This is a genomic window from Aeromonas sp. A600620 (assembly GCF_029479985.1).
Lineage (GTDB): Bacteria > Pseudomonadota > Gammaproteobacteria > Enterobacterales > Aeromonadaceae > Aeromonas > Aeromonas veronii_A.
The window spans coordinates 137,359-158,155 of sequence record NZ_JAAKXB010000009.1 but is presented as its reverse complement, the minus strand read 5'-3'; the positions used below and the strand labels follow the sequence as shown (position 1 = coordinate 158,155).

General features: G+C 59.4%; 24 protein-coding genes. 8 read left to right on the top strand and 16 right to left on the bottom strand.

What is annotated here, in order from left to right:
* Positions 1 to 19: 19 nt before the first annotated feature.
* Genes rplB through rpsJ form a run of 5 tightly spaced genes read right to left on the bottom strand, consistent with a single transcriptional unit; the run spans position 20 to position 2,745 of the window.
* Entirely contained in the window at positions 20 to 841 is an 822-nt protein-coding gene (gene rplB, locus G5533_RS13025) for a 50S ribosomal protein L2 (protein ID WP_005340614.1), read from the bottom strand.
* 15 nt (positions 842 to 856) lie between these two features.
* On the bottom strand, positions 857 to 1,159 hold the full coding sequence (gene rplW / locus G5533_RS13020) for a 50S ribosomal protein L23 (RefSeq protein ID WP_005307955.1): 303 nt from the start codon (positions 1,157 to 1,159) through the stop codon (positions 857 to 859).
* On the bottom strand, positions 1,156 to 1,761 hold the full coding sequence (rplD, locus tag G5533_RS13015; RefSeq protein WP_005340616.1) for a 50S ribosomal protein L4: 606 nt from the start codon (positions 1,759 to 1,761) through the stop codon (positions 1,156 to 1,158). The genes rplW and rplD overlap by 4 nt, the downstream gene beginning before the upstream one ends.
* 17 nt (positions 1,762 to 1,778) lie before the next feature.
* Positions 1,779 to 2,411 carry a 50S ribosomal protein L3 gene (rplC, locus tag G5533_RS13010; protein WP_005340620.1) on the bottom strand — a complete coding sequence of 211 codons (633 nt, stop codon included), beginning with the start codon at positions 2,409 to 2,411 and terminating at the stop codon, positions 1,779 to 1,781.
* A 22-nt stretch (positions 2,412 to 2,433) separates the two neighbouring features.
* Entirely contained in the window at positions 2,434 to 2,745 is a 312-nt protein-coding gene (gene rpsJ, locus G5533_RS13005) for a 30S ribosomal protein S10 (RefSeq protein ID WP_005307944.1), read from the bottom strand.
* Positions 2,746 to 3,101: 356 nt separating this feature from the next.
* Between rpsJ and G5533_RS13000 the strand changes: the two genes are divergently transcribed.
* Positions 3,102 to 4,016 carry a DMT family transporter gene (locus G5533_RS13000; RefSeq protein ID WP_441254881.1) on the top strand — a complete coding sequence of 305 codons (915 nt, stop codon included), beginning with the start codon at positions 3,102 to 3,104 and terminating at the stop codon, positions 4,014 to 4,016.
* Positions 4,017 to 4,053: 37 nt separating this feature from the next.
* On the opposite strand, the gene envZ is transcribed toward G5533_RS13000, so the two are convergent.
* A complete protein-coding gene (gene envZ, locus G5533_RS12995; RefSeq protein ID WP_100644841.1) occupies positions 4,054 to 5,364 on the bottom strand; it encodes a two-component system sensor histidine kinase EnvZ in 1,311 nt (436 codons plus the stop codon).
* Entirely contained in the window at positions 5,361 to 6,083 is a 723-nt protein-coding gene (gene ompR, locus G5533_RS12990; protein ID WP_005340625.1) for an osmolarity response regulator transcription factor OmpR, read from the bottom strand. The genes envZ and ompR overlap by 4 nt, the downstream gene beginning before the upstream one ends.
* A 247-nt stretch (positions 6,084 to 6,330) precedes the next feature.
* On the opposite strand from ompR, the gene greB reads away from it, so the two are divergent.
* Together greB and G5533_RS12980 are read left to right on the top strand one after the other, a co-directional pair.
* On the top strand, positions 6,331 to 6,804 hold the full coding sequence (gene greB, locus G5533_RS12985) for a transcription elongation factor GreB (protein ID WP_005355349.1): 474 nt from the start codon (positions 6,331 to 6,333) through the stop codon (positions 6,802 to 6,804).
* Positions 6,805 to 7,005: 201 nt separating this feature from the next.
* A complete protein-coding gene (locus G5533_RS12980) occupies positions 7,006 to 9,315 on the top strand; it encodes a Tex family protein (protein ID WP_441254880.1) in 2,310 nt (769 codons plus the stop codon).
* Positions 9,316 to 9,385: 70 nt separating this feature from the next.
* Here G5533_RS12980 and G5533_RS12975 read toward each other — a convergent pair whose 3' ends face one another.
* From G5533_RS12975 to bioH, 4 genes are all read right to left on the bottom strand, one after another.
* Positions 9,386 to 9,664, bottom strand: a complete 279-nt coding sequence (locus G5533_RS12975; RefSeq protein WP_042059175.1) for a hypothetical protein — start codon at positions 9,662 to 9,664, stop codon at positions 9,386 to 9,388.
* A gap of 85 nt (positions 9,665 to 9,749) precedes the next feature.
* Positions 9,750 to 10,517 carry a putative metalloprotease CJM1_0395 family protein gene (locus G5533_RS12970; protein ID WP_100652344.1) on the bottom strand — a complete coding sequence of 256 codons (768 nt, stop codon included), beginning with the start codon at positions 10,515 to 10,517 and terminating at the stop codon, positions 9,750 to 9,752.
* Position 10,518: 1 nt separating this feature from the next.
* On the bottom strand, positions 10,519 to 10,752 hold the full coding sequence (locus tag G5533_RS12965; RefSeq protein ID WP_005340632.1) for a flagellar basal body rod C-terminal domain-containing protein: 234 nt from the start codon (positions 10,750 to 10,752) through the stop codon (positions 10,519 to 10,521).
* A gap of 71 nt (positions 10,753 to 10,823) precedes the next feature.
* Positions 10,824 to 11,588 carry a pimeloyl-ACP methyl ester esterase BioH gene (gene bioH / locus G5533_RS12960; RefSeq protein WP_421255360.1) on the bottom strand — a complete coding sequence of 255 codons (765 nt, stop codon included), beginning with the start codon at positions 11,586 to 11,588 and terminating at the stop codon, positions 10,824 to 10,826.
* Between the two features lie 38 nt (positions 11,589 to 11,626).
* Here bioH and G5533_RS12955 point away from each other — a divergent pair, with 38 nt between their 5' ends.
* Positions 11,627 to 12,355 carry a ComF family protein gene (locus G5533_RS12955; RefSeq protein WP_441254879.1) on the top strand — a complete coding sequence of 243 codons (729 nt, stop codon included), beginning with the start codon at positions 11,627 to 11,629 and terminating at the stop codon, positions 12,353 to 12,355.
* Between the two features lie 80 nt (positions 12,356 to 12,435).
* Positions 12,436 to 13,014, top strand: coding sequence for a Fe-S biogenesis protein NfuA (gene nfuA, locus G5533_RS12950; protein ID WP_005340636.1), 579 nt, complete (start codon positions 12,436 to 12,438; stop codon positions 13,012 to 13,014).
* Positions 13,015 to 13,083: 69 nt separating this feature from the next.
* Here nfuA and gpsA read toward each other — a convergent pair whose 3' ends face one another.
* Genes gpsA through G5533_RS12935 form a run of 3 tightly spaced genes read right to left on the bottom strand, consistent with a single transcriptional unit; the run spans position 13,084 to position 15,043 of the window.
* A complete protein-coding gene (gene gpsA, locus G5533_RS12945) occupies positions 13,084 to 14,088 on the bottom strand; it encodes an NAD(P)H-dependent glycerol-3-phosphate dehydrogenase (protein ID WP_058058785.1) in 1,005 nt (334 codons plus the stop codon).
* A gap of 2 nt (positions 14,089 to 14,090) precedes the next feature.
* Complete coding sequence (secB, locus tag G5533_RS12940) at positions 14,091 to 14,561, bottom strand: protein-export chaperone SecB (RefSeq protein ID WP_005340639.1); 471 nt, start codon at positions 14,559 to 14,561, stop codon at positions 14,091 to 14,093.
* Positions 14,562 to 14,611: 50 nt separating this feature from the next.
* Positions 14,612 to 15,043 (bottom strand): rhodanese-like domain-containing protein, encoded by a 432-nt coding sequence (locus G5533_RS12935; RefSeq protein WP_005340640.1) that lies wholly within the window; start codon positions 15,041 to 15,043, stop codon positions 14,612 to 14,614.
* A 246-nt stretch (positions 15,044 to 15,289) separates the two neighbouring features.
* Here G5533_RS12935 and gpmM point away from each other — a divergent pair, with 246 nt between their 5' ends.
* Both gpmM and envC read left to right on the top strand, forming a co-directional pair.
* Positions 15,290 to 16,819: a 2,3-bisphosphoglycerate-independent phosphoglycerate mutase gene (gene gpmM / locus G5533_RS12930; protein WP_005356867.1), complete on the top strand. Its 1,530-nt coding sequence runs from the start codon at positions 15,290 to 15,292 to the stop codon at positions 16,817 to 16,819.
* A 9-nt stretch (positions 16,820 to 16,828) separates the two neighbouring features.
* Complete coding sequence (gene envC / locus G5533_RS12925) at positions 16,829 to 18,181, top strand: murein hydrolase activator EnvC (protein ID WP_421255359.1); 1,353 nt, start codon at positions 16,829 to 16,831, stop codon at positions 18,179 to 18,181.
* A 133-nt stretch (positions 18,182 to 18,314) separates the two neighbouring features.
* Here the strand turns inward: envC and G5533_RS12920 are convergent, their stop codons facing one another.
* Positions 18,315 to 18,965: a Qnr family pentapeptide repeat protein gene (locus G5533_RS12920; RefSeq protein WP_441254878.1), complete on the bottom strand. Its 651-nt coding sequence runs from the start codon at positions 18,963 to 18,965 to the stop codon at positions 18,315 to 18,317.
* A gap of 89 nt (positions 18,966 to 19,054) precedes the next feature.
* On the opposite strand from G5533_RS12920, the gene G5533_RS12915 reads away from it, so the two are divergent.
* Complete coding sequence (locus tag G5533_RS12915; protein WP_421309684.1) at positions 19,055 to 20,062, top strand: substrate-binding domain-containing protein; 1,008 nt, start codon at positions 19,055 to 19,057, stop codon at positions 20,060 to 20,062.
* An 84-nt stretch (positions 20,063 to 20,146) separates the two neighbouring features.
* Here the strand turns inward: G5533_RS12915 and G5533_RS12910 are convergent, their stop codons facing one another.
* A complete protein-coding gene (locus G5533_RS12910) occupies positions 20,147 to 20,788 on the bottom strand; it encodes a bifunctional 4-hydroxy-2-oxoglutarate aldolase/2-dehydro-3-deoxy-phosphogluconate aldolase (protein WP_005342660.1) in 642 nt (213 codons plus the stop codon).
* Positions 20,789 to 20,797 lie beyond the last annotated feature (9 nt).

The window sequence follows — 20,797 nt, the reverse complement described above, 5'->3', positions numbered from 1 at the left end:
GATTCCTCTATGTTAACAATTACTTGTTACGACGACGTACGATGTACTTGTCGGTACGCTTGTTCTTACGGGTCTTGAAGCCTTTAGCCTTCTGGCCCCATGGGGACACAGGCTGCATGCCCTTGTTACGACCCTCACCACCACCGTGCGGGTGGTCAACCGGGTTCATCGCCATACCGCGAACGGTCGGACGAATACCACGCCAGCGGTTTGCACCGGCTTTACCCAGTTGACGCAACATGTGCTCGGAGTTACCGACTTCACCGATGGTAGCGCGGCACTCGGCCAGAACTTTACGTACTTCGCCGGAACGCAGACGCAGAGTTACATAGTTACCTTCACGAGCCAGGATCTGGATGAAAGTACCAGCGGAACGAGCCAGCTGGGCACCTTTACCAGGCTTCATCTCGACAGCGTGAACGGTAGAACCAACCGGGATGTTGCGCATCGGCAGGGCGTTACCTACCTTGATGGCTGCATCAGCACCAGAAGCGATCGCGTCACCAGCTTTCAGGCCTTTCGGAGCCAGGATGTAACGACGCTCACCGTCTGCATACAACACCAGAGCGATGTTAGCGGTACGGTTCGGATCGTATTCCAGGCGCTCTACTTTAGCCGGGATACCGTCTTTGTCGCGCTTGAAGTCGACGATACGGTAGTGCTGCTTGTGACCACCACCGATATGACGGGTAGTGATACGGCCGTTGTTGTTACGACCACCGGACTTGCTTTTGCTGTCCAGCAGAGCGGCGAAGGGCTTGCCCTTGTACAGCTCTTGATTGACGATCTTGACGACGTGGCGGCGGCCCGGAGAAGTAGGCTTGCACTTAACGATTGCCATTTTTGAGAACTCCTCTTACTCGGCTGCGCCCATGAAGTCGATGTCCTGACCAGCTTTCAGGGTCACATAAGCCTTTTTCCAATCGGAACGACGGCCTACGCGTGCACCTGCGCGCTTGGTCTTACCCTTCATGTTCAGGGTACGGACGGTCTCAACTTCGACCTCGAACAGTTTCGCAACTGCAGCTTTGACTTCCGCCTTGGTAGCATCAACAGCAACTTTGAACACGATAGTGTTCTGCTTTTCTGCAACCATGGTGCTCTTTTCAGAGATGTGCGGAGCCTTCAGAACTTTCAGCAGACGCTCTTCACGGATCATGCCAGCATCTCCTCGATTTGCTTAACTGCGTCAGCAGTCATCAGAACCTTGTCGAAAGCGATCAGGCTGACCGGGTCGATACCGGCAACGTCACGCACGTCAACTTTGTACAGGTTGCGAGCAGCCAGGAACAGGTTCTCATCGACTTCAGCAGTCACGATCAGAACGTCAGTCAGTTCCATTTCTTTCAGCTTGGCGATCAGTTCTTTGGTCTTCGGAGCTTCGATGCCGAACTTCTCAACAACGATCAGGCGCTCTTGACGTACCAGCTCGGACAGAATGCTACGGATAGCGCCGCGGTACATCTTCTTGTTTACTTTCTGGCTGTGATCTTGCGGCTTAGCAGCAAAAGTCACACCACCGGAACGCCAGATGGGCGAACGGATGGAGCCAGCACGGGCACGACCAGTACCCTTCTGACGCCACGGCTTTTTGCCGCCACCAGACACTTCAGAGCGAGTCAGCTGCGCACGAGTACCCTGACGGGCACCAGCGGCATATGCAACGACGACCTGGTGAACCAGAGCTTCGTTGAATTCGCGCCCGAAGGTAGTCTCGGAAACTTCAAGAGCGCTCTTGGCGTCTTTCATTACCAATTCCATTACTATCTCCTCAGACGTTACGCTTTGACGGCAGGTTTGACGATCACGTTGCCGTTGGTTGCACCCGGTACTGCACCTTTGATGAGCAGCAGGTTGCGTTCAGCGTCAACACGAACCAGTTCCAGGTTCTGAGTCGTTACACGCTCAGCACCCATGTGACCAGCCATCTTTTTGCCCTTGAATACACGACCCGGAGTCTGGTTCTGACCGATAGAACCCGGAACGCGGTGAGACAAGGAGTTACCGTGGGTCATATCCTGGGTGCGGAAGTTGTGGCGCTTAACAGTACCAGCAAAGCCCTTACCTTTGGATGTGCCGGTAACGTCTACCAGCTTAACGTCAGCGAGAAGATCTACTTTCAGCTCGCTACCAACAGTGAAAGTTTCACCGTTGTTCAGGCGGAATTCCCACAGACCGCGACCGGCTTCTACACCAGCTTTGGCGAAGTGGCCAGCTTCCGGCTTGGTCACACGGCTGGCTTTTTTGGCGCCAGTGGTAACCTGAATAGCGTTGTAGCCGTCGGTTTCTACAGATTTGACCTGAGTTACACGGTTAGCTTCAACTTCGATAACAGTCACCGGGATAGAAACGCCATCTTCAGTGAAGATGCGAGTCATACCCACTTTGCGACCTACAAGACCGATTGTCATTGTTATCAACCTCTTTCCGTAATTAACCCAGGCTGATCTGGACGTCTACACCAGCTGCCAGATCCAGACGCATCAGGGCGTCTACGGTCTTGTCAGTCGGCTCAACGATGTCTACCAGACGCTTGTGAGTGCGGATCTCGTACTGATCACGCGCATCTTTGTTGACGTGCGGGGAGATCAGGACGGTGAAGCGCTCTTTGCGAGTCGGCAGCGGAATAGGACCGCGAACCTGCGCGCCAGTGCGCTTAGCAGTTTCAACGATTTCCGCAGTGGATTGATCAATCAGGCGATGATCAAAAGCCTTCAGGCGGATACGGATTCTTTGGTTCTGCATTGACAGAGCTCCAATAGATAAAAGAACATAAATCAACACCGCCCGACCGAGATTTCTCCCGCCAGAGGTGTGATTTTTCACGTTTCCCCCCATATCGGGAGGACTGTATGGCTGGCTCCTGTAAACAGGAAACTCAGCAACAGACATATCGTCTGGCTTACCTCATGGGTAAGCGGAGGGGATTATACGGATTTTTCAAATTTGCGCAAGGGAGAGCGAACAGATTATGCGCAGTTTTATGTAACAGATGGATCTCGCCTGCGGCAACGCACTCTGCTACCAACACCCAGGTAACGACAATGTTACAAGCAGACTGGTAGACTGTGCGCTTGCCTCCGTCAGTGGAACGACATCCCATGCTCAAAGATCAAAAGAAAGCCTATCAGTATGGCCTTTGCGCCGTTGCCCTCTGGTCGACGGTCGCCACAGCCTTCAAGATCTCCCTCGCCTATTTCGAACCCATGCAACTGTTGCTTGTGGCCGCCTTCACCTCAACTCTCACGCTGACAGCCGTCGTCGCCAAACAGGGCAAACTGCCGCTGCTGGGGAGCTACATCAAGGCCCGCCCTTTCTACTACTTGACTCTGGGTGTGCTGAACCCCTTTCTCTATTACTTGTTGCTGTTCAAGGCGTATGACCTGCTGCCTGCCCAGCAGGCACAGACCCTCAACTACACTTGGGCTATCACTCTCAGTCTGCTTGCCGTCCCCTTTCTCGGCCAGAAGCTGCGTCGGCGCGATGGCGTCGCCATCGTGTTGGGATATTTTGGCGCACTGGTGATCGCTACCAGAGGGGATGTATTCGGCCTGCAGTTCGACAACCCCCTCGGCGTGACGCTGGCACTGGTCTCGACCCTCATCTGGGCCAGCTACTGGATCCTCAACACCCGCAATCAGGGCGATCCTATTGTCAGCCTGTTGCTCGGCTTTATGATCAGCCTGCCTTTTATCGTCGTGGCGACCTGGTTGCTCTCCGATTTTGCCATGACCGCCTGGCAGGGATGGGCTGGAGCCATCTATGTGGGACTGTTCGAAATGGGTTTCGGTTTCGTGCTCTGGCTGATGGCGCTGCGCCATGCCACCAACACGGCCCCCATCAGCAACCTCATCTTTATCTCGCCGTTTGCCTCACTGGTGCTGCTCAATCTGCTGATCGGCGAAGCCATCCATCCGGCCACCCCCATCGGGTTGGCGCTCATCGTTGCCGCCCTGCTGATCCAGCAGCTCAAGTACGGCAAACGCTATCGAGCATCAGTCGAAACCAAGAGCTGACCATGCAAAAGGGCGTATCCACGGATACGCCCTTCTCTCAATCCATCCACTCCTGTGGCTGATGTTTCGGCAGCCGCATCTCGACCAGCAGGCCGCCGAGATCCGAGCTTCCCAACCGGATAGTGCCATGGTGCTGGGCGACTATCTTGGCCACGATGGCCAACCCCAGCCCACTACCGCCGACGGTCCGCGCCACATTCCCCTGAGTAAAAGGCTTGAGCACCCGGGAATAGTCCTGCTCCGGAATGCCGGGGCCATCATCGGAGAGGCGCAAGCGCACCCAGTGCCCATCGTCCTTGAGCTCGGCATGCAAGCGGCTCGCCCCATAACGCTGCGAGTTGCTTGATAGGTTGTTCAACACCCGCCGGATACTGACCGGATTGCAGGCCACCCGCACCGCCTCTTGCGGCAGCGCCAGATCGACCTCCAGCCCCTGCTCCGAGTAGATCAGCAAGGTATCATGCACCAGCTGGGTCAGGTCGATAGGCTCAAAATCCTGCCCCTCGTCCGGGCGGATGTAGTCGATGAACTGATCGATGATGGCATTGGACTCATCAATGTCGGCGTTGATGCTCTCCTTGAGGTACTCGTCACCGGAGGACATCATCTCGGTGGCCAGCCGGATACGGGTCAGCGGGGTTCGCAGATCGTGGGAGACCCCCGCCATCATCAGGTTACGCTCTTCGATCAGGCTCTTGATGGAGTGCGACATATGGTTGAAGGTGCGGGTCAGCCGCCGCACCTCCCTTGAGCCCAGCTCCCCCAGCGCCTCGGGGAAATGGCCCCTGGCAACAGCAACGGCACCAGCCTCGAGATCCTCGAGCGGGCGCACCAGCTGCCGGGCAAAGCGCCAGGCCGCAAACAGGGTGATCACCAGCAGCACGCTCAGATAAATGATGAGGGGTTCGATATCGTCATCTTCAATCTCGGTCAGCGGGATCCGCACCCAGATTTTGCTGGCCTGCGGCGGCTGGATCCAGATGATGTAGTGATCCTGGATCTCGACCCGCACCTTGGCCGGGCCACCCAGTTCGCGGCTGATATTCTCCTCCAGATAGGGGTACGGCTTGGCATCGTTGAAGCCATGCTGCACCGCCTCGCTCTGGGTATAGATGTCGGTACCGGTCGTCACATAGACCAGCGCCTCGGCATCTTCACTCAGCGCCAGTTGTTCGGTGTTGACCGGAAAGATCAGCTTGACCTGATTGGCCAGCAAGTGACTGATCTGCTTGACGGTCGGCGCCAGCAGATAGTTGTAGAAGGTGACGTAGGAGACCGCTTGATAGACCACCAGGACGGCGGCCAGAAACCAGAGCATGCGGGAAAACATGCTGCCGACTTTTTTCATGCACCGTCACCATCTGGCACGAACACATACCCCAGACCCCAAACGGTCTGCAGGTAGCGGGGCTGGGCCGGATCCTGTTCCAGCAGGCGGCGCAGGCGAGAGACCTGCACGTCGATGCTGCGCTCGGTGGCGGTGTATTCGCGGCCACGGGCCAGATTCATCAGCTTGTCGCGGGAGAGCGGCTCGCGCGGATGGCTGACCAGCACCTTGAGCACCGCAAATTCACCGCTGGTGAGCGCCATCGGCTCGCCATCCCGGCTCAACTCGCGGGTCGCGAGATTGAGTTGAAAAGCTCCGAAGTTGACCACCTTTTCTGCAGCAGAGGGAGCCCCCGGCAGCTCGACGGTATGGCGGCGCAGTACGGCACGGATCCGCGCCAGCAGTTCGCGGGGGTTAAACGGCTTGGGCAGATAGTCATCAGCCCCCATCTCGAGCCCGACGATGCGATCCACTTCATCCCCCTTGGCGGTGAGCATCAGCACCGGGATCTGGTTGCCCGCTTCCCGCAGACGGCGGCAGATGGAGAGCCCATCCTCCCCCGGCAACATCAGGTCGAGCACCATCAGGCTGAAGTTTTCACGAGTCAGCAAGCGATCGGCCTGCTCGCCATTGGCCACGCCGCGCACTACGAATCCCTGCTCGGTGAGATAGCGTTCCAACAGGGAACGTAATTTCAGGTCATCGTCCACGACCAGGACCTTGTATTGCTGCTGACTCATTGCTTTGCCTCTTCATTCTTTAGCTGCCCCCAATACTAGGGGGGGATATAGCGGGAGCAAAGCACAAATATGTTACCGGTTATTACCCATGATCAGAGCGTGACGGCCATCAAGCCATCCTCCAGACCAGCTCCGCTGAATGGCTCCCGCCAAGCTGGCGCAATTTCTCTCGACAGCAAGAGGACAAAAGCTAATATTCCCGAGCAGTTAGCGATGAATCCCCCTCTTTGACCAGGTCCGCATCACCATGAAGACAAAGCTGATCACCCGCGAAGGCTACAACAAGCTGAAAGAAGAGCTCGATTTCCTCTGGCGCCAGGAGCGCCCCGAGGTCACCAGGAAGGTGGCATGGGCCGCCAGTCTGGGGGATCGCAGCGAAAATGCCGACTACCAGTACAACAAGAAGCGGCTGCGGGAGATCGATCGGCGGGTGCGTTACCTGCGCAAATGTCTCGAAGAGCTGGGGATCGTCGACTATGCCCCCGCGCAGGAGGGCAAGGTCTTCTTCGGTGCCTGGGTCGAGGTGGAAAACGAAGAGGGCGAGACCAAGCGCTTTCGCATCGTCGGCTATGACGAGATCTTCGAGCGCAAGGATTACATCTCCATCGACTCCCCCATGGCCCGCGCCCTGCTCAAGAAAGAGGTCGGTGATGAGGCCATCGTCCGTACGCCAGTTGGTGACGTCTGCTGGTATATCAACGAGATCAGCTACCCCAAATAGCCGGACTACTGGTGAGCGGCTTGCCACAAACACATCCTGAGTCACAGGTGCAATGGCAAGATATGCGCTCTCCCCTGCGACTTATCAGTCTGACGGGTGCAGACCCCGGCGCAGGGTGGCATCCCGCAACACGACCCCATATAGTGCTCACACTTGGCGCCTGATGGCGCGGACTCGACCACAGAGGCCCTCAACAACATCATGATGCAAACCATAGAGAGACAGATTGCCGGTGAGCTCAATACTCGCCCGGAGCAGGTGCAGGCCGCAGTGCGCCTGCTGGATGAAGGCTCGACCGTGCCCTTTATCGCCCGTTACCGTAAAGAGGTGACCGGCGGTCTGGACGACAGCCAACTACGTACTATAGAGAGCCGCCTCGGCTATCTGCGTGAACTGGAAGACCGCCGTCAGGTGATCATTCGCTCCATCGAAGAGCAGGGCAAGCTGACCCCCGATCTGATGCGCGAATTGAACGGCGCCGACAGCAAGACCCGACTGGAAGATCTCTACCTCCCCTACAAGCCCAAGCGCCGCACCAAGGGGCAGATGGCGATCGAAGCCGGGTTGGAGCCGCTTGCCAACCTGCTGCTCAGCGACCCGATGCAGGATCCCGAGCAAGCGGCTGCCACCTTCCTCAATCCCGAACAGGGCATTGCCGACAGCAAGGCGGCCCTCGACGGCGCCCGCTATATCCTGATGGAGCGCTTCGCCGAGCAGGCCGACCTGCTGGAGAAGCTGCGCGACTACCTGTGGCAAAATGCCACCCTGCGCGCCCGCGTGGTGGCAGGCAAGGAGCAGGAAGGGGCCAAGTTCAAGGACTATTTCGAACACGACGAACCCCTGCACAAGGCCCCCTCCCACCGGGTGCTGGCCATGCTGCGCGGCCGCAATGAAGGGATCCTCAATCTGGCTCTGGTCACCGGTGACGATGAGAGTGCCAGCCCCTGCGAAGGGATCATTGCCCACCACCTCAATCTCAATCTGCAGAACCGCCCGGCCGACAAATGGCTGCAAGGGGTGGTGAGCTGGACCTGGAAGATCAAGTTGTCGCTTCAGATGGAGACCGAGCTGATCGGCCGTATCCGCGAGTCGGCAGAGGAGGAGGCAATCAAGGTGTTCGCCATGAACCTCAAGGATCTGCTGATGGCGGCCCCGGCCGGCATGCGCTGCACCATGGGGCTGGATCCGGGCATCCGCACCGGGGTCAAGGTTGCCGTGGTGGATGCCACCGGCAAGCTGGTCGATCACGCCACCATCTATCCGTTCGAACCAAAACGCCAGATTGATCAAAGCCTCAAGACCCTGAGCGAGCTGTGCCAGAAACACAAGGTCGAGCTCATCAGCATCGGCAACGGCACCGCCTCGCGGGAGACCGACCGCCTGGTGAGCGACCTGTTCGAGCGCTACCCCGCCGCCAAGGCGCAGAAGATAGTGGTGAGCGAAGCGGGGGCCTCGGTCTACTCCGCCTCCGAACTCGCCTCTCAGGAGTTCCCGGATCTCGACGTCTCGATCCGTGGCGCCGTCTCCATCGCCCGCCGCCTGCAAGACCCGTTGGCCGAACTGGTCAAAATCGATCCCAAGAGTATCGGGGTCGGCCAGTATCAGCACGACGTCGGCCAGAGCCAGCTGGCCCGCCGGCTGGATGCCGTGGTTGAGGATTGCGTGAACGCGGTCGGGGTCGATGTGAACACCGCCTCGGTCGCCCTGCTCAACCGGGTTTCCGGCCTCTCCCAGACGCTGGCCCAGAACATCGTCGCCTACCGCGATGAGCACGGCGCCTTCAAGAGCCGTCAGCAATTGCTGAAAGTGAGCCGACTCGGCCCCAAAGCCTTCGAACAGTGCGCCGGCTTCCTGCGCATTCGCGGCGGCAGCAATCCCCTCGACAGCTCGGCGGTACATCCGGAATCCTATCCGGTGGTGGAGCGGATCCTCGCCAAGCTGGAGCAGACAGTTGAGAGCCTGCTCGGCAACAGCAGCCTGCTGCGCAGCCTGAAACCGGCCGATTACACCGATGAGCAATTTGGCGTACCTACCATCACCGACATCATCGGCGAACTGGACAAGCCGGGCCGCGACCCGCGCCCCGAGTTCAAAACCGCGACCTTCAAGGAAGGGGTGGAGCAGATCAGCGACCTGATGCCAGAGATGGTACTGGAAGGGGTGGTCACCAACGTCACCAACTTCGGCGCCTTCGTCGATATCGGTGTTCATCAGGACGGTCTGGTGCACATCTCCTCCCTGACCGACCGTTTCGTCAAGGATCCCCGTGAGGTGGTCAAGGCCGGCGACATTGTGCGGGTCAAGGTGCTGGAAGTGGACGCCCCGCGCAAGCGGATTAGCCTCACCATGCGCCTCGACGAGAAAGCGGGGCAAGCTGCCCGCAAGCCGGCTGAAGCGCGCAACAGCAGTGCTGGCAACACCAAACCAAGAAATGAGCCTCGGCAAAGCCCCCCTATGGGTGGTGCCATGGGCAACGCCTTCGCGGCAGCGCTCTCCAAAGCGAAAAAGTAACGACACCTTCCAGAACACCTCTGAATGCAAAAAGCCCCGCAAGGGGCTTTTTTACACGCGAAGCTCAGGATTACTGCGCCAGGGCAGCAAGAATGCTCTCGGGCTCTCCATGCTGGGCCAGCACCTCCCGCAGTCGGTTGAATGCCTTGCAGGCCTCTTGCGGATACTTGCCGTAAGAGACGACGCCGGTGTGGCTCCAGCCAGCCGCCAGCATCACTTTCTTCTTGAAATGGGTTCCTTCAGTTCCCCCTCCTCCGAGCTGCATCAGAAACTGCTCCATCTGCAGGTGGGGGGGCGGTACACGGGAGAAGGTGGTGAAATCTTCCGCTTTGACTTCATCGAAATGCATGACAGCTCCTGTGAAATTGGAATGGGCCTGATCTTCAGGTTAGTTGCAAAACAGGCAAAGCAGCTGAAAGTTTGGCGAGGGTGATTCAGATATGCAGACTGAGGGACTGGGTAGAGGCCGGGCTGACAGCCTGTTGATAGTGGCTCGCGATGACGCTGTTGCGCTTGTCCATATAGGCGCTCAACACACCGCCCGATTTCGCGCTCTGCTCGGCCATCAGCTCTTTGCGTGCCTTGGCCTCACTCGCGGCGGCGCTGCGCGCGACGGCCAGATCCTGCGCGGAAGGCTCGGCAGGCGCCAGCGCTGCAGTGCGGATCTGCTGCATCTTGGCGATGGTAGCCGCAGGGTCACCGGGTACGACACTGGTATCGATCTGGACTTCGCCACCCGTTGCATAACGCTTGCCATCCGGCCCTTGCGTAAACTGATAGGTGGGCGAGCTGGCGTACTCACCACCCGCTGACTGGTGCGCCTGCTCGTGGGTTCGAACCTCCTTGTCACGCTCGACAAGATCCTGAACCTGCTGCTCTTGCCGCTGTTGCTGCTCCTGCTGTTTGGGATCTTGCTGCTTGCGCTGCCCATCCTCGCCGGTTGCCTCGACAAAGCGATTGTCTGGCAGTGTCGTCGGCGCTGGTTGCCCGGTTTCACGGCTGTTCTGGGAGGTCTGATTGCTGGAGGCCTGACCGGCTTTGGATTTCTCTTTCTGGGAGCCGACTTCAGATTCGGCCACGGAGGCTTGGCCCGCCCGGGCCTGCGGGATCAGTTCTGCCCGGCGATTATCCGTCCTCGCCGCTTCCACTTGGGGTTGCAGCTGTGTCGGGATAAGGGGAGGCAGACTGACATTGATGTTCATCTCACACCCGGATGTCGATCAGGGTTCCCATCATATCGCTGGCGGTCTGCACTACCTTGGCTGAAGCGCCAGCCTGCTGCTCGGCCACCTTGAGATTGACAAGCTCATCGGTCACTTGCACCTGATCCCCGCTGGGGGTGTTGAGGCGGGCGATCTGATTGGATGCCTTGTCGGCAATCTGCTCGGCTCGCTGAAATCCCTGTACCCCGCTGTTGAAAGCAGAATCAATACGCATGGTGTTACTCCTCTGGTCACAGCTTAATTATCCGCCAGACCAGAGGATTAATGAAGCTTGCAGGCTGTTTTTTAGCCAACAAAATCTCGAACGATTTCAATGAATTCGTCAGGATGGGAGATAAAAGGTGCGTGTGAGGCCTTATTAAGGGTCACGCTGCGGCTGGCAGGGTAGAGATCATCCAGCAGGGGAATGGCCGCCTTGGGTACCAATGAATCCAGTCGGCCATAGATCCGCAACCAGGGCAGATCCAGCTCCTGAAGCGGTTCGCGCAGATCAATCTCGGCCAACAGCGTCAGTCCAGCCTCGAGTGCGGCAAACGCGGGCGCCGGCCGCTCGGCCAGCCAGTGGCGCAACTGACGGATATCGTCCCGGGCGTGTTCACTGCCCATGGCCTGGATCGCCAGAAAACGCTCTATGGTCTGGCGAAAATCCCCTGCCAGCATCTGGTTGAAACTGGTCAGTACTTTGGGGGCGATCCCCGGCCACTCATCGCGGGCCATGAAACAGGGAGAGCTGGCTACCGTGATCAGGGAGTGCAGCCGATCGGGATGCGTCAGCGCCAACTGGCTTGCCACCAGACCGCCGAGCGACCAGCCAAGCAGATGACACTTCTGCGGCAAGATGGCAGCCACCTGCTCGGCAAGCCAGGGCAGGCTGTAATCCACCTCGTCTGCCAGCAGGCTGTTGCCAAAACCGGGCAAATCTACCAGATGAACCCGATAGTGGGGCGCCAACTGTTGGGCAATGCCATGCCAGACCGCACCGTTCATCCCCCAACCGTGCAACAGCACCAGATCGGGCCCCTGGCCAAACTGCTCTACCGATATGCTCATCTAGACTCAAGATCCCTGTTCATGCTCTTGGGGTCAGCATGTTAAAGCGACTGCTCGCTAAAGCAAGCCCGCTGCTCGGCAACCACGGCGACTGGCAAGGGAGTTGCCTCCTCTGTCATCAGCCTTGCGACAACGAGCCCCTGCTCTGCAGCTGGTGTCGGCAGGCGCTGCACCAGTCACAGCCGAGATGCCGCCTCTGCGCCGCACCGCTGACTAAATATATAGAAGAACGCATACCGGTCTGCGGCCGCTGCCAGCGCAGACCTCCCCCCTGGGAGCGGTTGCAGGTGATCGGCGACTACCAGGCTCCCTACCCCATGCTGATCCCCCGGCTCAAATATTCCGGCCAAATCCTGCTGGCGCCACTCCTGGCACGCCTCCTGGCCGATCATCTGGATGACAACGAGCCGCCGGAGGCGATCATTCCGGTTCCCCTGCACTGGTGGCGGCAGTGGCGGCGTGGGTTCAACCAGGCGGAGGAGATCGCGCAAGCCCTTGGCGAGTTCACCGACATTCCCTGCGACAACACTCTGTTGCAACGCATCAAGGCGACCCCGCAACAAACAACCTTGAGCGCCGGGCAGCGGCGGCGCAATCTGCGCGGGGCATTCCGGATCCGCTCCCACCAATACCGTCATGTCGCCCTGCTCGATGACGTCGTGACCACAGGCGCCACCGCTGGGCAGCTCAGCCGTTTGCTCCATGAGAGCGGCATCACAAAGGTAGAAGTGTGGGCAATCTGTCGAACCCTGCGGCACAGCAAGTAGCCATCGGCATGCTACCCAAGCATTAATAACCGCGTTATCATGAATACCCTAGTCGTACACTCAGGTTTATGAGGATAGTGATGATCAGCATTTCCGACGCCGCCCAGGCCCATTTCCGTAAACTGCTGGAAAAACAGCCTGATGGCACCAATATCCGGGTGTTTGTGGTCAATCCGGGAACCCAGAATGCCGAGTGTGGCGTATCGTATTGCCCGCCCGATGCCGTGGACCCGGAAGATCAACACCTGCCCTTCAGCGGCTTCGACTGCATGGTCGATCCCCTGAGCGCCCCCTTCCTGGTGGATGCCACCATCGACTTCGTGACCGATCAGATGGGCTCCCAGCTCACCCTGAAAGCACCGAACGCCAAGATGCGTAAAGTGGCCGATGACGCGCCGCTGATCGAGCGCATCGAGTACGTGTTGATGTCCGAAGTGAACCCCATGCTGGCCGGTCACGGTGGCAAGGTCACCCTGGTCGAGCTGACTGAAGACAAACTGGCCATCCTGCAGTTTGGCGGTGGTTGCAACGGTTGCTCCATGGTCGATTACACCCTGAAAGAGGGGATCGAGAAGCAGCTGCTGGAGAAGTTCCCGGGTGAGCTCAACGGTGTGAAAGACGCCACCGAGCACCAGCGCGGCGACCACTCTTACTACTGATTTGCAGCCCTTGCAGCAAAGAAAAGGCCCCGCCATCTGGCGGGGCCTTTTGCATGGGCAATCGGCAGATTACTCGTCCTTCTTGTCTCGCGACAGCAGGGCGATGGCCGCCTCTTTCGGGTTCTTACCCTCGTAGAGCACCTTGAAGATCTGCTCGCAGATGGGCATCTCGACGCCACAGCGGGCCGCCAGCAGATGCACCTCTTTGGTGTTGCGATACCCCTCCACCACCTGACCGATCTCGGTCATGGCGGTGTTCACATCCTTGCCAGCCCCGAGGGCCAGCCCGAAGCGACGGTTGCGCGACTGGTTGTCGGTACAGGTGAGCACCAGATCCCCGAGCCCCGCCATTCCCATAAAGGTTTTGGCATCGGCACCCAGCGCCGCACCCAGACGCTGCATCTCCACCAGACCCCGGGTGATGAGTGCGGTTCTGGCATTGGCGCCAAACCCGAGCCCGTCGGAGAGACCGGCACCGATGGCGATGACGTTCTTCACCGCCCCACCCAGCTGCAGACCGACGAAGTCCGGATTGGTGTAGACCCGGAACGAGCGGCCACAGTGCAGCAGATGGGAGAGATCGTCGGCGAACTCGTCGTGAGTCGAGGCGACCGAGATGGCGGTCGGCAGACCGGCAGCCAGCTCCTTGGCGAAGGTGGGACCGGAGATCACCGCCAGCGGTATCTCGTCACCCAGCACTTCACGGGCCACATCCTGCAGCAGACGGCCACTGTCCGGCTCCAGACCCTTGGTGGCCCAGGCGATACGGGTATCGGGGCGCAGGAAGGGTTTGATCCGGGTCAGTACATCACCAAATACATGGCTTGGCACGACCAGCAGCAGCACGGGGGCAGCCTGTACCGCACGTTGCAGATCCGCAGTTAGCTGCAAATCAACAGGAAAAGGGACATCAGGCAGAAAAGCCTTGTTGCAGCGGTCTTGTTCCAGCTCGGCGACATGAGCGGGGTCGTGACCCCACAGCAGGGTCGGATGACCGTTGCGCGCCAGAGAAATGGCAAGGGCGGAGCCATAAGACCCCGCCCCCAAGACCGAGATAGCGATCTGGTCAGCCATTATCAGGCTTCCGCAGTCGCCTGCTGGGCCTGTGCTTGCGCCATGTGCTGGGCAAACAGGGCATCGAAGTTGACCGGTGCCAGGTTCAGCTGCGGGAAGGAACCCTTGCTCACCATGTTGGCCACGGCTTCGCGGGCATACGGGAACAGGATGTTCGGGCAGAAGGCAGCCAGGCAGTGAGCCAGTTGCGGCTCCGGCAGGTTACCGATGGTGAAGATACCGGCTTGCTGTACTTCGCACAGGAAGGCGGTTTCTGTTTCCAGTTTGCAAGTTACGGTCAGGGTAAGGACAACCTCGTACACGTTCTCAGCCAGGATGTTGGTCTTGGTATCCATATCCAGCTTGACGTCCGGCTGCCACTCTTTCTGGAAGATGTGCGGGGTGTTCGGCGCTTCGAAAGAGACATCCTTGGTGTAAACACGCTGGATGTGGAATTCCGGTTGTACTTCCTGGTTGTTGATCTCGTCAGCCATTTCGTTTGATTCCTTGTTATATGGATAAGTGGGCTCAGGCCCTGCTTAAATCAGCGTTTCTTGGTTACCGGCAGATTTTCTGCACGCCATTGGGCCATGCCACCGCCGAGCACATAAACCTGCTTGAAGCCAGCTTTGCTCAGCTGACGGCCCGCGCCGCCCGCAGTCATTCCCGACTCGCACACCACTATGATGGGGGCATCTTTATGCTTTTCAACCGGGCCCAGATTATTGCTCTGGATCTGGGTCAGCGGCAGGTGCTGGGCACCGGCCAGATGGCCCTTGGCGTACTCTTCCTGACTGCGAATATCCACCACGGTGGCATTCTCGCGGTTGATCAGCAGGGTCGCGGTGTGGTTGTTGACGGTTTTTACCGGGGACAAACGGGCACGCACAGTGGTGTAAACCAGGGTGCCAGCCAGACCCAACCAGGCTGCGGTCAGCAGCGGGTTACGGGCCGCAAAATCCAAATACTCTTGCATCTTCTACTATCCAGGGACCAAGACAAGGGCCCGAGTATACATGGGGGTATTGATAAGATCAGCCATCTTGGCGGCAAAGCGCGAGCAGGCTCCCATCATCATTGGGCAGCGAGCATGGCAGGAAGGGCGTGGCTTGCGGGGCCACGGGAGCCCCCCTTGGCTATCAGGTGACTATTTCGGCAGATGTAGTAATATTACGCTAGTTTCATTTCCCGCATTTTTTCCAATCCGAGAGGACATAGTCTTATGTCAACAGCTAAGAAACCTTTGGTTCTGGTCATCATGGACGGTTGGGGCTACAGCACCAAGCAAGAGCACAACGCCGTCGCTGCCGCCAAGACTCCCAACCTCGATCGTCTGGCCCGTGACTACACCAGCACCCTGATCTCCGGCTCCGGTCTGGACGTCGGTCTGCCGGATGGCCAGATGGGCAACTCCGAAGTGGGCCACGTCAACATCGGTGCCGGTCGCATCGTCTATCAGGAGCTGACCCGCATCTCCAAAGACATCCAGGACGGCGAATTCTTCCAGAACGTCGAGCTGGCCAAGGCTGTTGACGCTGCCGTCACCAACGGCAAAGCCGTTCACATCATGGGCCTGATGTCTCCGGGTGGCGTACACAGCCACGAAGAGCACATCATGGGCATGATCGAAATGGCTGCCAAGCGTGGCGCCGAGAAGATCTACCTGCACGCCTTCCTGGATGGCCGCGACGTTCCGCCGCGCTCCGCCCAGTCCTCCATCGAGCTGTTCGATGCCCTGTTCGCCAAGCTCGGCAAGGGTCGTTTCGCCTCCATGATCGGCCGTTACTTCGCCATGGACCGTGACAACCGCTGGGATCGCGTGCAGCAAGCCTATGACCTGATGACCCAGGGCAAGGGCGAGTTCACCGCCGAGAGCGCCACCGAAGCACTGGCTGCCGCTTATGCTCGCGACGAGAACGACGAGTTCGTCAAAGCCACCCGCATCGGCGAAGCTGCCCCGATGGAAGATGGTGATGCGCTGATTTTCATGAACTTCCGTGCCGACCGTGCCCGTGAAATCACCCGCGCCTTCGTTGACACAGACTTCACCGGCTTCGCCCGTGCAGTCGAGCCGAAACTGAACTTCGTGATGCTGACCGAATACGCGGCCGACATCAAAACTGCCTGTGCCTACCCGCCGACCGCTCTGGTCAACACCCTGGGTGAGTGGCTGGCCAAGCAGGGCAAGACCCAGCTGCGCATCTCCGAAACCGAGAAGTATGCTCACGTCACCTTCTTCTTCAACGGTGGCGAAGAGTCCTGCTTCACCGGCGAAGATCGCGAGATCGTGGCCAGCCCGAAAGTGGCGACCTATGACCTGCAGCCGGAGATGAGCTCCGAAGAGCTGACCGACAAGCTGGTTGCGGCCATCAAGAGCGGCAAGTACGACGTCATCATCTGTAACTACCCGAATGGCGACATGGTTGGTCACACCGGTGTGTTCGATGCCGCCGTCAAAGCGTGTGAAGCCGTTGACCACTGCATCGGCCGCGTCACCGACGCCCTGGCCGAAGTGGGTGGCGAGTGCCTGATCACTGCCGACCACGGCAACGCCGAGAAGATGCTGGACGAAGAGACTGGTCAGGCCCACACAGCCCACACCAATCTGCCGGTTCCGCTCATCTATTTCGGTCGCAAAGCCGAGGTGGTTGAAGGTGGCAAACTGTCCGATCTGGCCCCCACCATGCTGACCCTGATGGGTCTGCCGGTGCCGCCGGAAATGACTGGCAAGCCCCTGATGATTCTGAAATAATCCTTCCCCATGCGGGGATGCGAAGTTATTTCACAGAAAACCAGTCGCGTCGGCCTGTTGGCCGGCGCGCTGTTTTTTTGCCTGTCGTTTGGCGCCAGCAAACCGGCTTTGGCCGCCAATCAGCAGCTGGGGACCATGCAGTCCCAGATCAAAGAGCAACAGAAGACCATCAAGCTCAGCAAGCAGGAGCTTGCCAAGCTCAATACCCAGCTCAAGGCTGACGAGCAGGCCATCTCGGCCGCCGCCGCCAAACTCAACCAGACCAGGCAGCAGTTGAAGCAGAACCAGCAGACGCTGGCGACCCTGCAAAAAGACAAGCTCGCGCTGGAAGTTCAAGCCAAACATCAAAAGCAGTTGCTGGCCAAACAGGCGGAGAGCGCCTTTCAGGCGGGCAACCACGACTACCTCAAACTGCTGCTCAATCAGCAGGATCCGGCCAAACTGAGCCGCTCACTCGACTACTACGACTACCTCAACAAGGCCCGCATCGAGGCCATCGACGCCCTGCGCGTCACCCGCGACAAGCTGGCGAAAAACCAGCAGGCAACCAAAGAGACCGAAACCAGACTGCAGACCCTGCTTGCCGAACAGCAGGAGCATCACCAGACCCTGCTGGCCAGCCAGCAGAGCCGGGCCAAGGTGCGCAACCAGTTGCAGCAGTCGGTACAGGATGACGAGCAGAAGCTCACCAAGCTGGTCAAAGCGGAGAAAGCGCTGAAAGCCCGGCTGGAAGAGCTGCGCCGCCAGCGGGAAGAGCAGGAGCGCCGCGAACGGGCCGAACGGGAACGGCTGGCCAAGCTGAAAGCGGAGCAGGAGCGTCAGCGCAAGCTGGCCGAGCAGCGCCGCGCCGAGCAACAACGACTTGCCGCCCAGCAGAACAAAACCGTCAAACCGGCAGAACCGGTCGAAGAGATGTCCAGTACCAAACCGGAGCGAGGCTCTGGGATTGGGACCGCAGGTTACTACAGCGGGCTCAAGACCAATGGCAGCCTGCGCTGGCCGGTACAGGGGCCGATCCTCATCGCCTACGGCTCGCCGCGCACCGCCCAGCTCAAGTGGAAAGGCACCCTGATCGGCGCCAGCGAAGGAACCCAGGTAAAGGCGGTCGCACCGGGACAAGTGGTTTACGCCGACTGGCTCGACGGCTTCGGTATGCTGCTGGTAATCGATCACGGTCGCGGCTACATGAGCCTCTACGGTCACAACCAGTCGCTGCTGCGCCAGGTGGGCCAGAACGTGGAACAGGGTGAACCAGTGGCACTGGTTGGTGACAGTGGTGGCCAGGACAGACCGGGCCTCTACTTCGAAATTCGCTATCAGGGCGAGGCCATCAACCCAACCAAATGGCTGGCCAAGGGTTGAGTCAACCCGGCCGACAAACGCATCACACGCTCACTAGCAAAAGCCTGCATCACGCAGGCTTTTGTCGTTTCAGGAGTACAGCAACCCGCTGTCGCTCCCATTTGATGAAAAATTACCTAATTTTTCGCTCGGCTCAGGAGAAGACAACCAGACCGATCTGCTCCAGCAAGGTCTGCTGCTGATCCTCGTTGATCTGCACCCCTTGCAGATCGACCCGGCGCAGATCCAGCCCCGGCAGATCGCACTGGCGCAGATCGCAGCCCTGCAGCTTGAAGCTGGTCCAGTCAATCTGGCCAAACTCAGAGCCGCTAAGATCGGAACCCGCCAGCGAGGCACCAAACAGGTTGGCCCCCTGCCAACGGTTGCCGGTCAGCTCGCACTTCTCCAGCAGGCAGCCCTCAAAGCTGGCATAGCTGAAGTTGTTGCCGGTCAGATGGGCCTCGCAGAAGTAGCTTTTGGCGGTGATCTGGTTGGCGAAGCTGGCGTGGCCGAAGTTGATACCGACCGCCTGACAGTCGCGCATCTCCAACCCCAGACACTGGCTGCGGCTGCAATCGGCCATGGTGAGATCGCAGAGCAGGAAGCTGGCCTCGCGCAGATCGCAACCCTGCAACAGGCAGCCCCGTTCACTCTCCCGATCGTAGAAGCTGCAGTCAATGAAGCGGCTATCGCTCAGATCCAGCCAGGAGAAGTTGCATCCGATAAAGCGGCACTCCGAGAACAGCTCCCCCTCCACATCCTGTTGCTCGAACCGGACATCCACGAACTGCTTGCCTCTGATCATCGGAAAACTCCTGCAAAAACGGCTTCATATGCTGACTTTATCCGCCAAAAACGGTAATGTTACATGTAACATCCACCCTGGACACCCCTATGAGCCCCACCCGCAAGCGCCGCCCCACCCTGCAAGATATCGCCGACCAGACCGGCGTGACCAAGATGACTGTCAGCCGCTATCTGCGTGACCCACAGACCGTAGCGGAGGGGACCCGCGAGCGGATCGCAGCTGTAGTGGAAGAGCTGGGTTATATCCCCAATCGGGCGCCGGATATTCTCTCCAACGCGACCAGCAAGGCGATCGGCATCCTGATCCCCTCCCTCTCCAACCAAGTATTCTCTGCGGTGATCCACGGCATCGAGTCGGTGACCCGACCGGCCGGCTACCAGACCCTGCTGGCCCACTACGGCTACAGTCCGGAGCGGGAGGAGGAGCAGGTCGCGTCCCTACTCTCCTACCATGTGGATGGCCTCATCCTCTCCGACAGCCAGCACACAGAGCGCACTCGCAAGATGATCGCCACCGCCGGCATTCCGGTGGTGGAGACCATGGATCTGCCGCAAACCCCCATCGATATGGTGGTCGGCATGGATCATAGAGCCGCGGCCCGGGCCATGGTAACAGAGATGCTGCGCCGGGGCCGACGCAAGCTGGTCTATCTGGGGGCGCGGCTCGACGTGCGCACCCAGCTGCGGATGGAGGGTTACTATCAGGCGATGACCGACTTCGGCCTCACCGGCCAGCATCTGCTGACCGAACAATCCTCCAGCTTCACTCTGGGGGGCGAGCTGCTGGATCAGGCGCTGGTACGCTATCCCGACCTCGACGGCCTGTTCTGCACCAACGATGACCTGGCGGTGGGCGCCCTGCTGCAGTGTCAGGCCAAGTGGATCCCGGTGCCCCAGCAGATCGCCATCGCCGGTTGCAACGCTCTCGACATCGGCCACGCCATGACCCCCAAGCTGGCCAGTATCGCCACCCCGCGGGAAGCGATCGGTCGGGAGGCGGCCACCATGCTGCTGGCTCGTCTCAGCGGCCAATCCCAACCCGACACCCGCAAGGATATCGGCTTCTCCCTCTATGTCGGGGAGAGTCTGGGGTAATCCCTTCCCTCACCCACTTAAGTCACGCTGATAGCAAACAGGCCACCCGAGGGTGGCCTGTTTGGTTTTCTGCACAACTGAGGCTTAGCGTTTTACCAACTCAACCGCTTCGCGGGAGAGGCGAGTCACCTCTTCCCAGTTGCCGCTCTTGACCGCATCGGCCGGCAGCATCCAGGAGCCGCCGACAGTGGCCACGCATTTGAGCGCCAGATAGTCGGCCACGTTTTTCGGGCCGATACCGCCGGTCGGGCAGAACTTCACCTGGGGCAGCGGCGCGGCAATGGCGGAGAGCGCCTTGGTGCCGCCGTTCGCTTCGGCCGGGAAGAACTTCAGGTGGTCATAGCCCGCTTCCAGCGCCTGCATCACTTCAGACGGAGTTGCCACACCCGGGATCAGCGGCGCGGTGCTCTTGGCCGCGTGAGCCAGCAGGGCCGGCGTCATCCCCGGGGAGATGACGAAGCGGGCACCGGCGGCAACGGCTGCGTCAAACTGCTCGCAGTTGAGCACGGTACCAGCACCGACCATGGCATCCGGCATCGCCTTGGCAATGAGGGCGATGGCATCAAGCGCCACCGGGGTGCGCAGGGTGATTTCGAAGACAGAGATGCCGCCGTCGAGCAGCGCCTTGGCCATCGGCAGGGCCTGATCCAGCTCGTTGATAACCATCACGGGTACCAGCGGGGAGGCGGCAAACACCTCGGCCGGGGTCACTTTCCAGTTCTGCATAGCTCTTCC

What these genes read in the sequence shown, in the direction of transcription:
- bioH (WP_421255360.1), bottom strand. Translation starts at nt 11,588, where the DNA reads ATGAGCATATCGGTAGAGCAGTTTGGCCAGGGGCCCGATCTGGTGCTG.
- G5533_RS12915 (WP_421309684.1), top strand. Translation starts at nt 19,055, where the DNA reads ATGAGCCCCACCCGCAAGCGCCGCCCCACCCTGCAAGATATCGCCGAC.
- ompR (WP_005340625.1), bottom strand. Translation starts at nt 6,083, where the DNA reads ATGAGTCAGCAGCAATACAAGGTCCTGGTCGTGGACGATGACCTGAAA.
- gpmM (WP_005356867.1), top strand. Translation starts at nt 15,290, where the DNA reads ATGTCAACAGCTAAGAAACCTTTGGTTCTGGTCATCATGGACGGTTGG.
- G5533_RS12920 (WP_441254878.1), bottom strand. Translation starts at nt 18,965, where the DNA reads ATGATCAGAGGCAAGCAGTTCGTGGATGTCCGGTTCGAGCAACAGGAT.
- rplW (WP_005307955.1), bottom strand. Translation starts at nt 1,159, where the DNA reads ATGATCCGTGAAGAGCGTCTGCTGAAAGTTCTGAAGGCTCCGCACATC.
- secB (WP_005340639.1), bottom strand. Translation starts at nt 14,561, where the DNA reads ATGGCTGACGAGATCAACAACCAGGAAGTACAACCGGAATTCCACATC.
- G5533_RS12910 (WP_005342660.1), bottom strand. Translation starts at nt 20,788, where the DNA reads ATGCAGAACTGGAAAGTGACCCCGGCCGAGGTGTTTGCCGCCTCCCCG.
- G5533_RS12980 (WP_441254880.1), top strand. Translation starts at nt 7,006, where the DNA reads ATGATGCAAACCATAGAGAGACAGATTGCCGGTGAGCTCAATACTCGC.
- G5533_RS12935 (WP_005340640.1), bottom strand. Translation starts at nt 15,043, where the DNA reads ATGCAAGAGTATTTGGATTTTGCGGCCCGTAACCCGCTGCTGACCGCA.
- G5533_RS13000 (WP_441254881.1), top strand. Translation starts at nt 3,102, where the DNA reads ATGCTCAAAGATCAAAAGAAAGCCTATCAGTATGGCCTTTGCGCCGTT.
- G5533_RS12965 (WP_005340632.1), bottom strand. Translation starts at nt 10,752, where the DNA reads ATGCGTATTGATTCTGCTTTCAACAGCGGGGTACAGGGATTTCAGCGA.
- rplD (WP_005340616.1), bottom strand. Translation starts at nt 1,761, where the DNA reads ATGGAATTGGTAATGAAAGACGCCAAGAGCGCTCTTGAAGTTTCCGAG.
- greB (WP_005355349.1), top strand. Translation starts at nt 6,331, where the DNA reads ATGAAGACAAAGCTGATCACCCGCGAAGGCTACAACAAGCTGAAAGAA.
- G5533_RS12955 (WP_441254879.1), top strand. Translation starts at nt 11,627, where the DNA reads ATGTTAAAGCGACTGCTCGCTAAAGCAAGCCCGCTGCTCGGCAACCAC.
- G5533_RS12970 (WP_100652344.1), bottom strand. Translation starts at nt 10,517, where the DNA reads ATGAACATCAATGTCAGTCTGCCTCCCCTTATCCCGACACAGCTGCAA.
- gpsA (WP_058058785.1), bottom strand. Translation starts at nt 14,088, where the DNA reads ATGGCTGACCAGATCGCTATCTCGGTCTTGGGGGCGGGGTCTTATGGC.
- nfuA (WP_005340636.1), top strand. Translation starts at nt 12,436, where the DNA reads ATGATCAGCATTTCCGACGCCGCCCAGGCCCATTTCCGTAAACTGCTG.
- envZ (WP_100644841.1), bottom strand. Translation starts at nt 5,364, where the DNA reads ATGAAAAAAGTCGGCAGCATGTTTTCCCGCATGCTCTGGTTTCTGGCC.
- envC (WP_421255359.1), top strand. Translation starts at nt 16,829, where the DNA reads ATGCGGGGATGCGAAGTTATTTCACAGAAAACCAGTCGCGTCGGCCTG.
- rplC (WP_005340620.1), bottom strand. Translation starts at nt 2,411, where the DNA reads ATGACAATCGGTCTTGTAGGTCGCAAAGTGGGTATGACTCGCATCTTC.
- rpsJ (WP_005307944.1), bottom strand. Translation starts at nt 2,745, where the DNA reads ATGCAGAACCAAAGAATCCGTATCCGCCTGAAGGCTTTTGATCATCGC.
- rplB (WP_005340614.1), bottom strand. Translation starts at nt 841, where the DNA reads ATGGCAATCGTTAAGTGCAAGCCTACTTCTCCGGGCCGCCGCCACGTC.
- G5533_RS12975 (WP_042059175.1), bottom strand. Translation starts at nt 9,664, where the DNA reads ATGCATTTCGATGAAGTCAAAGCGGAAGATTTCACCACCTTCTCCCGT.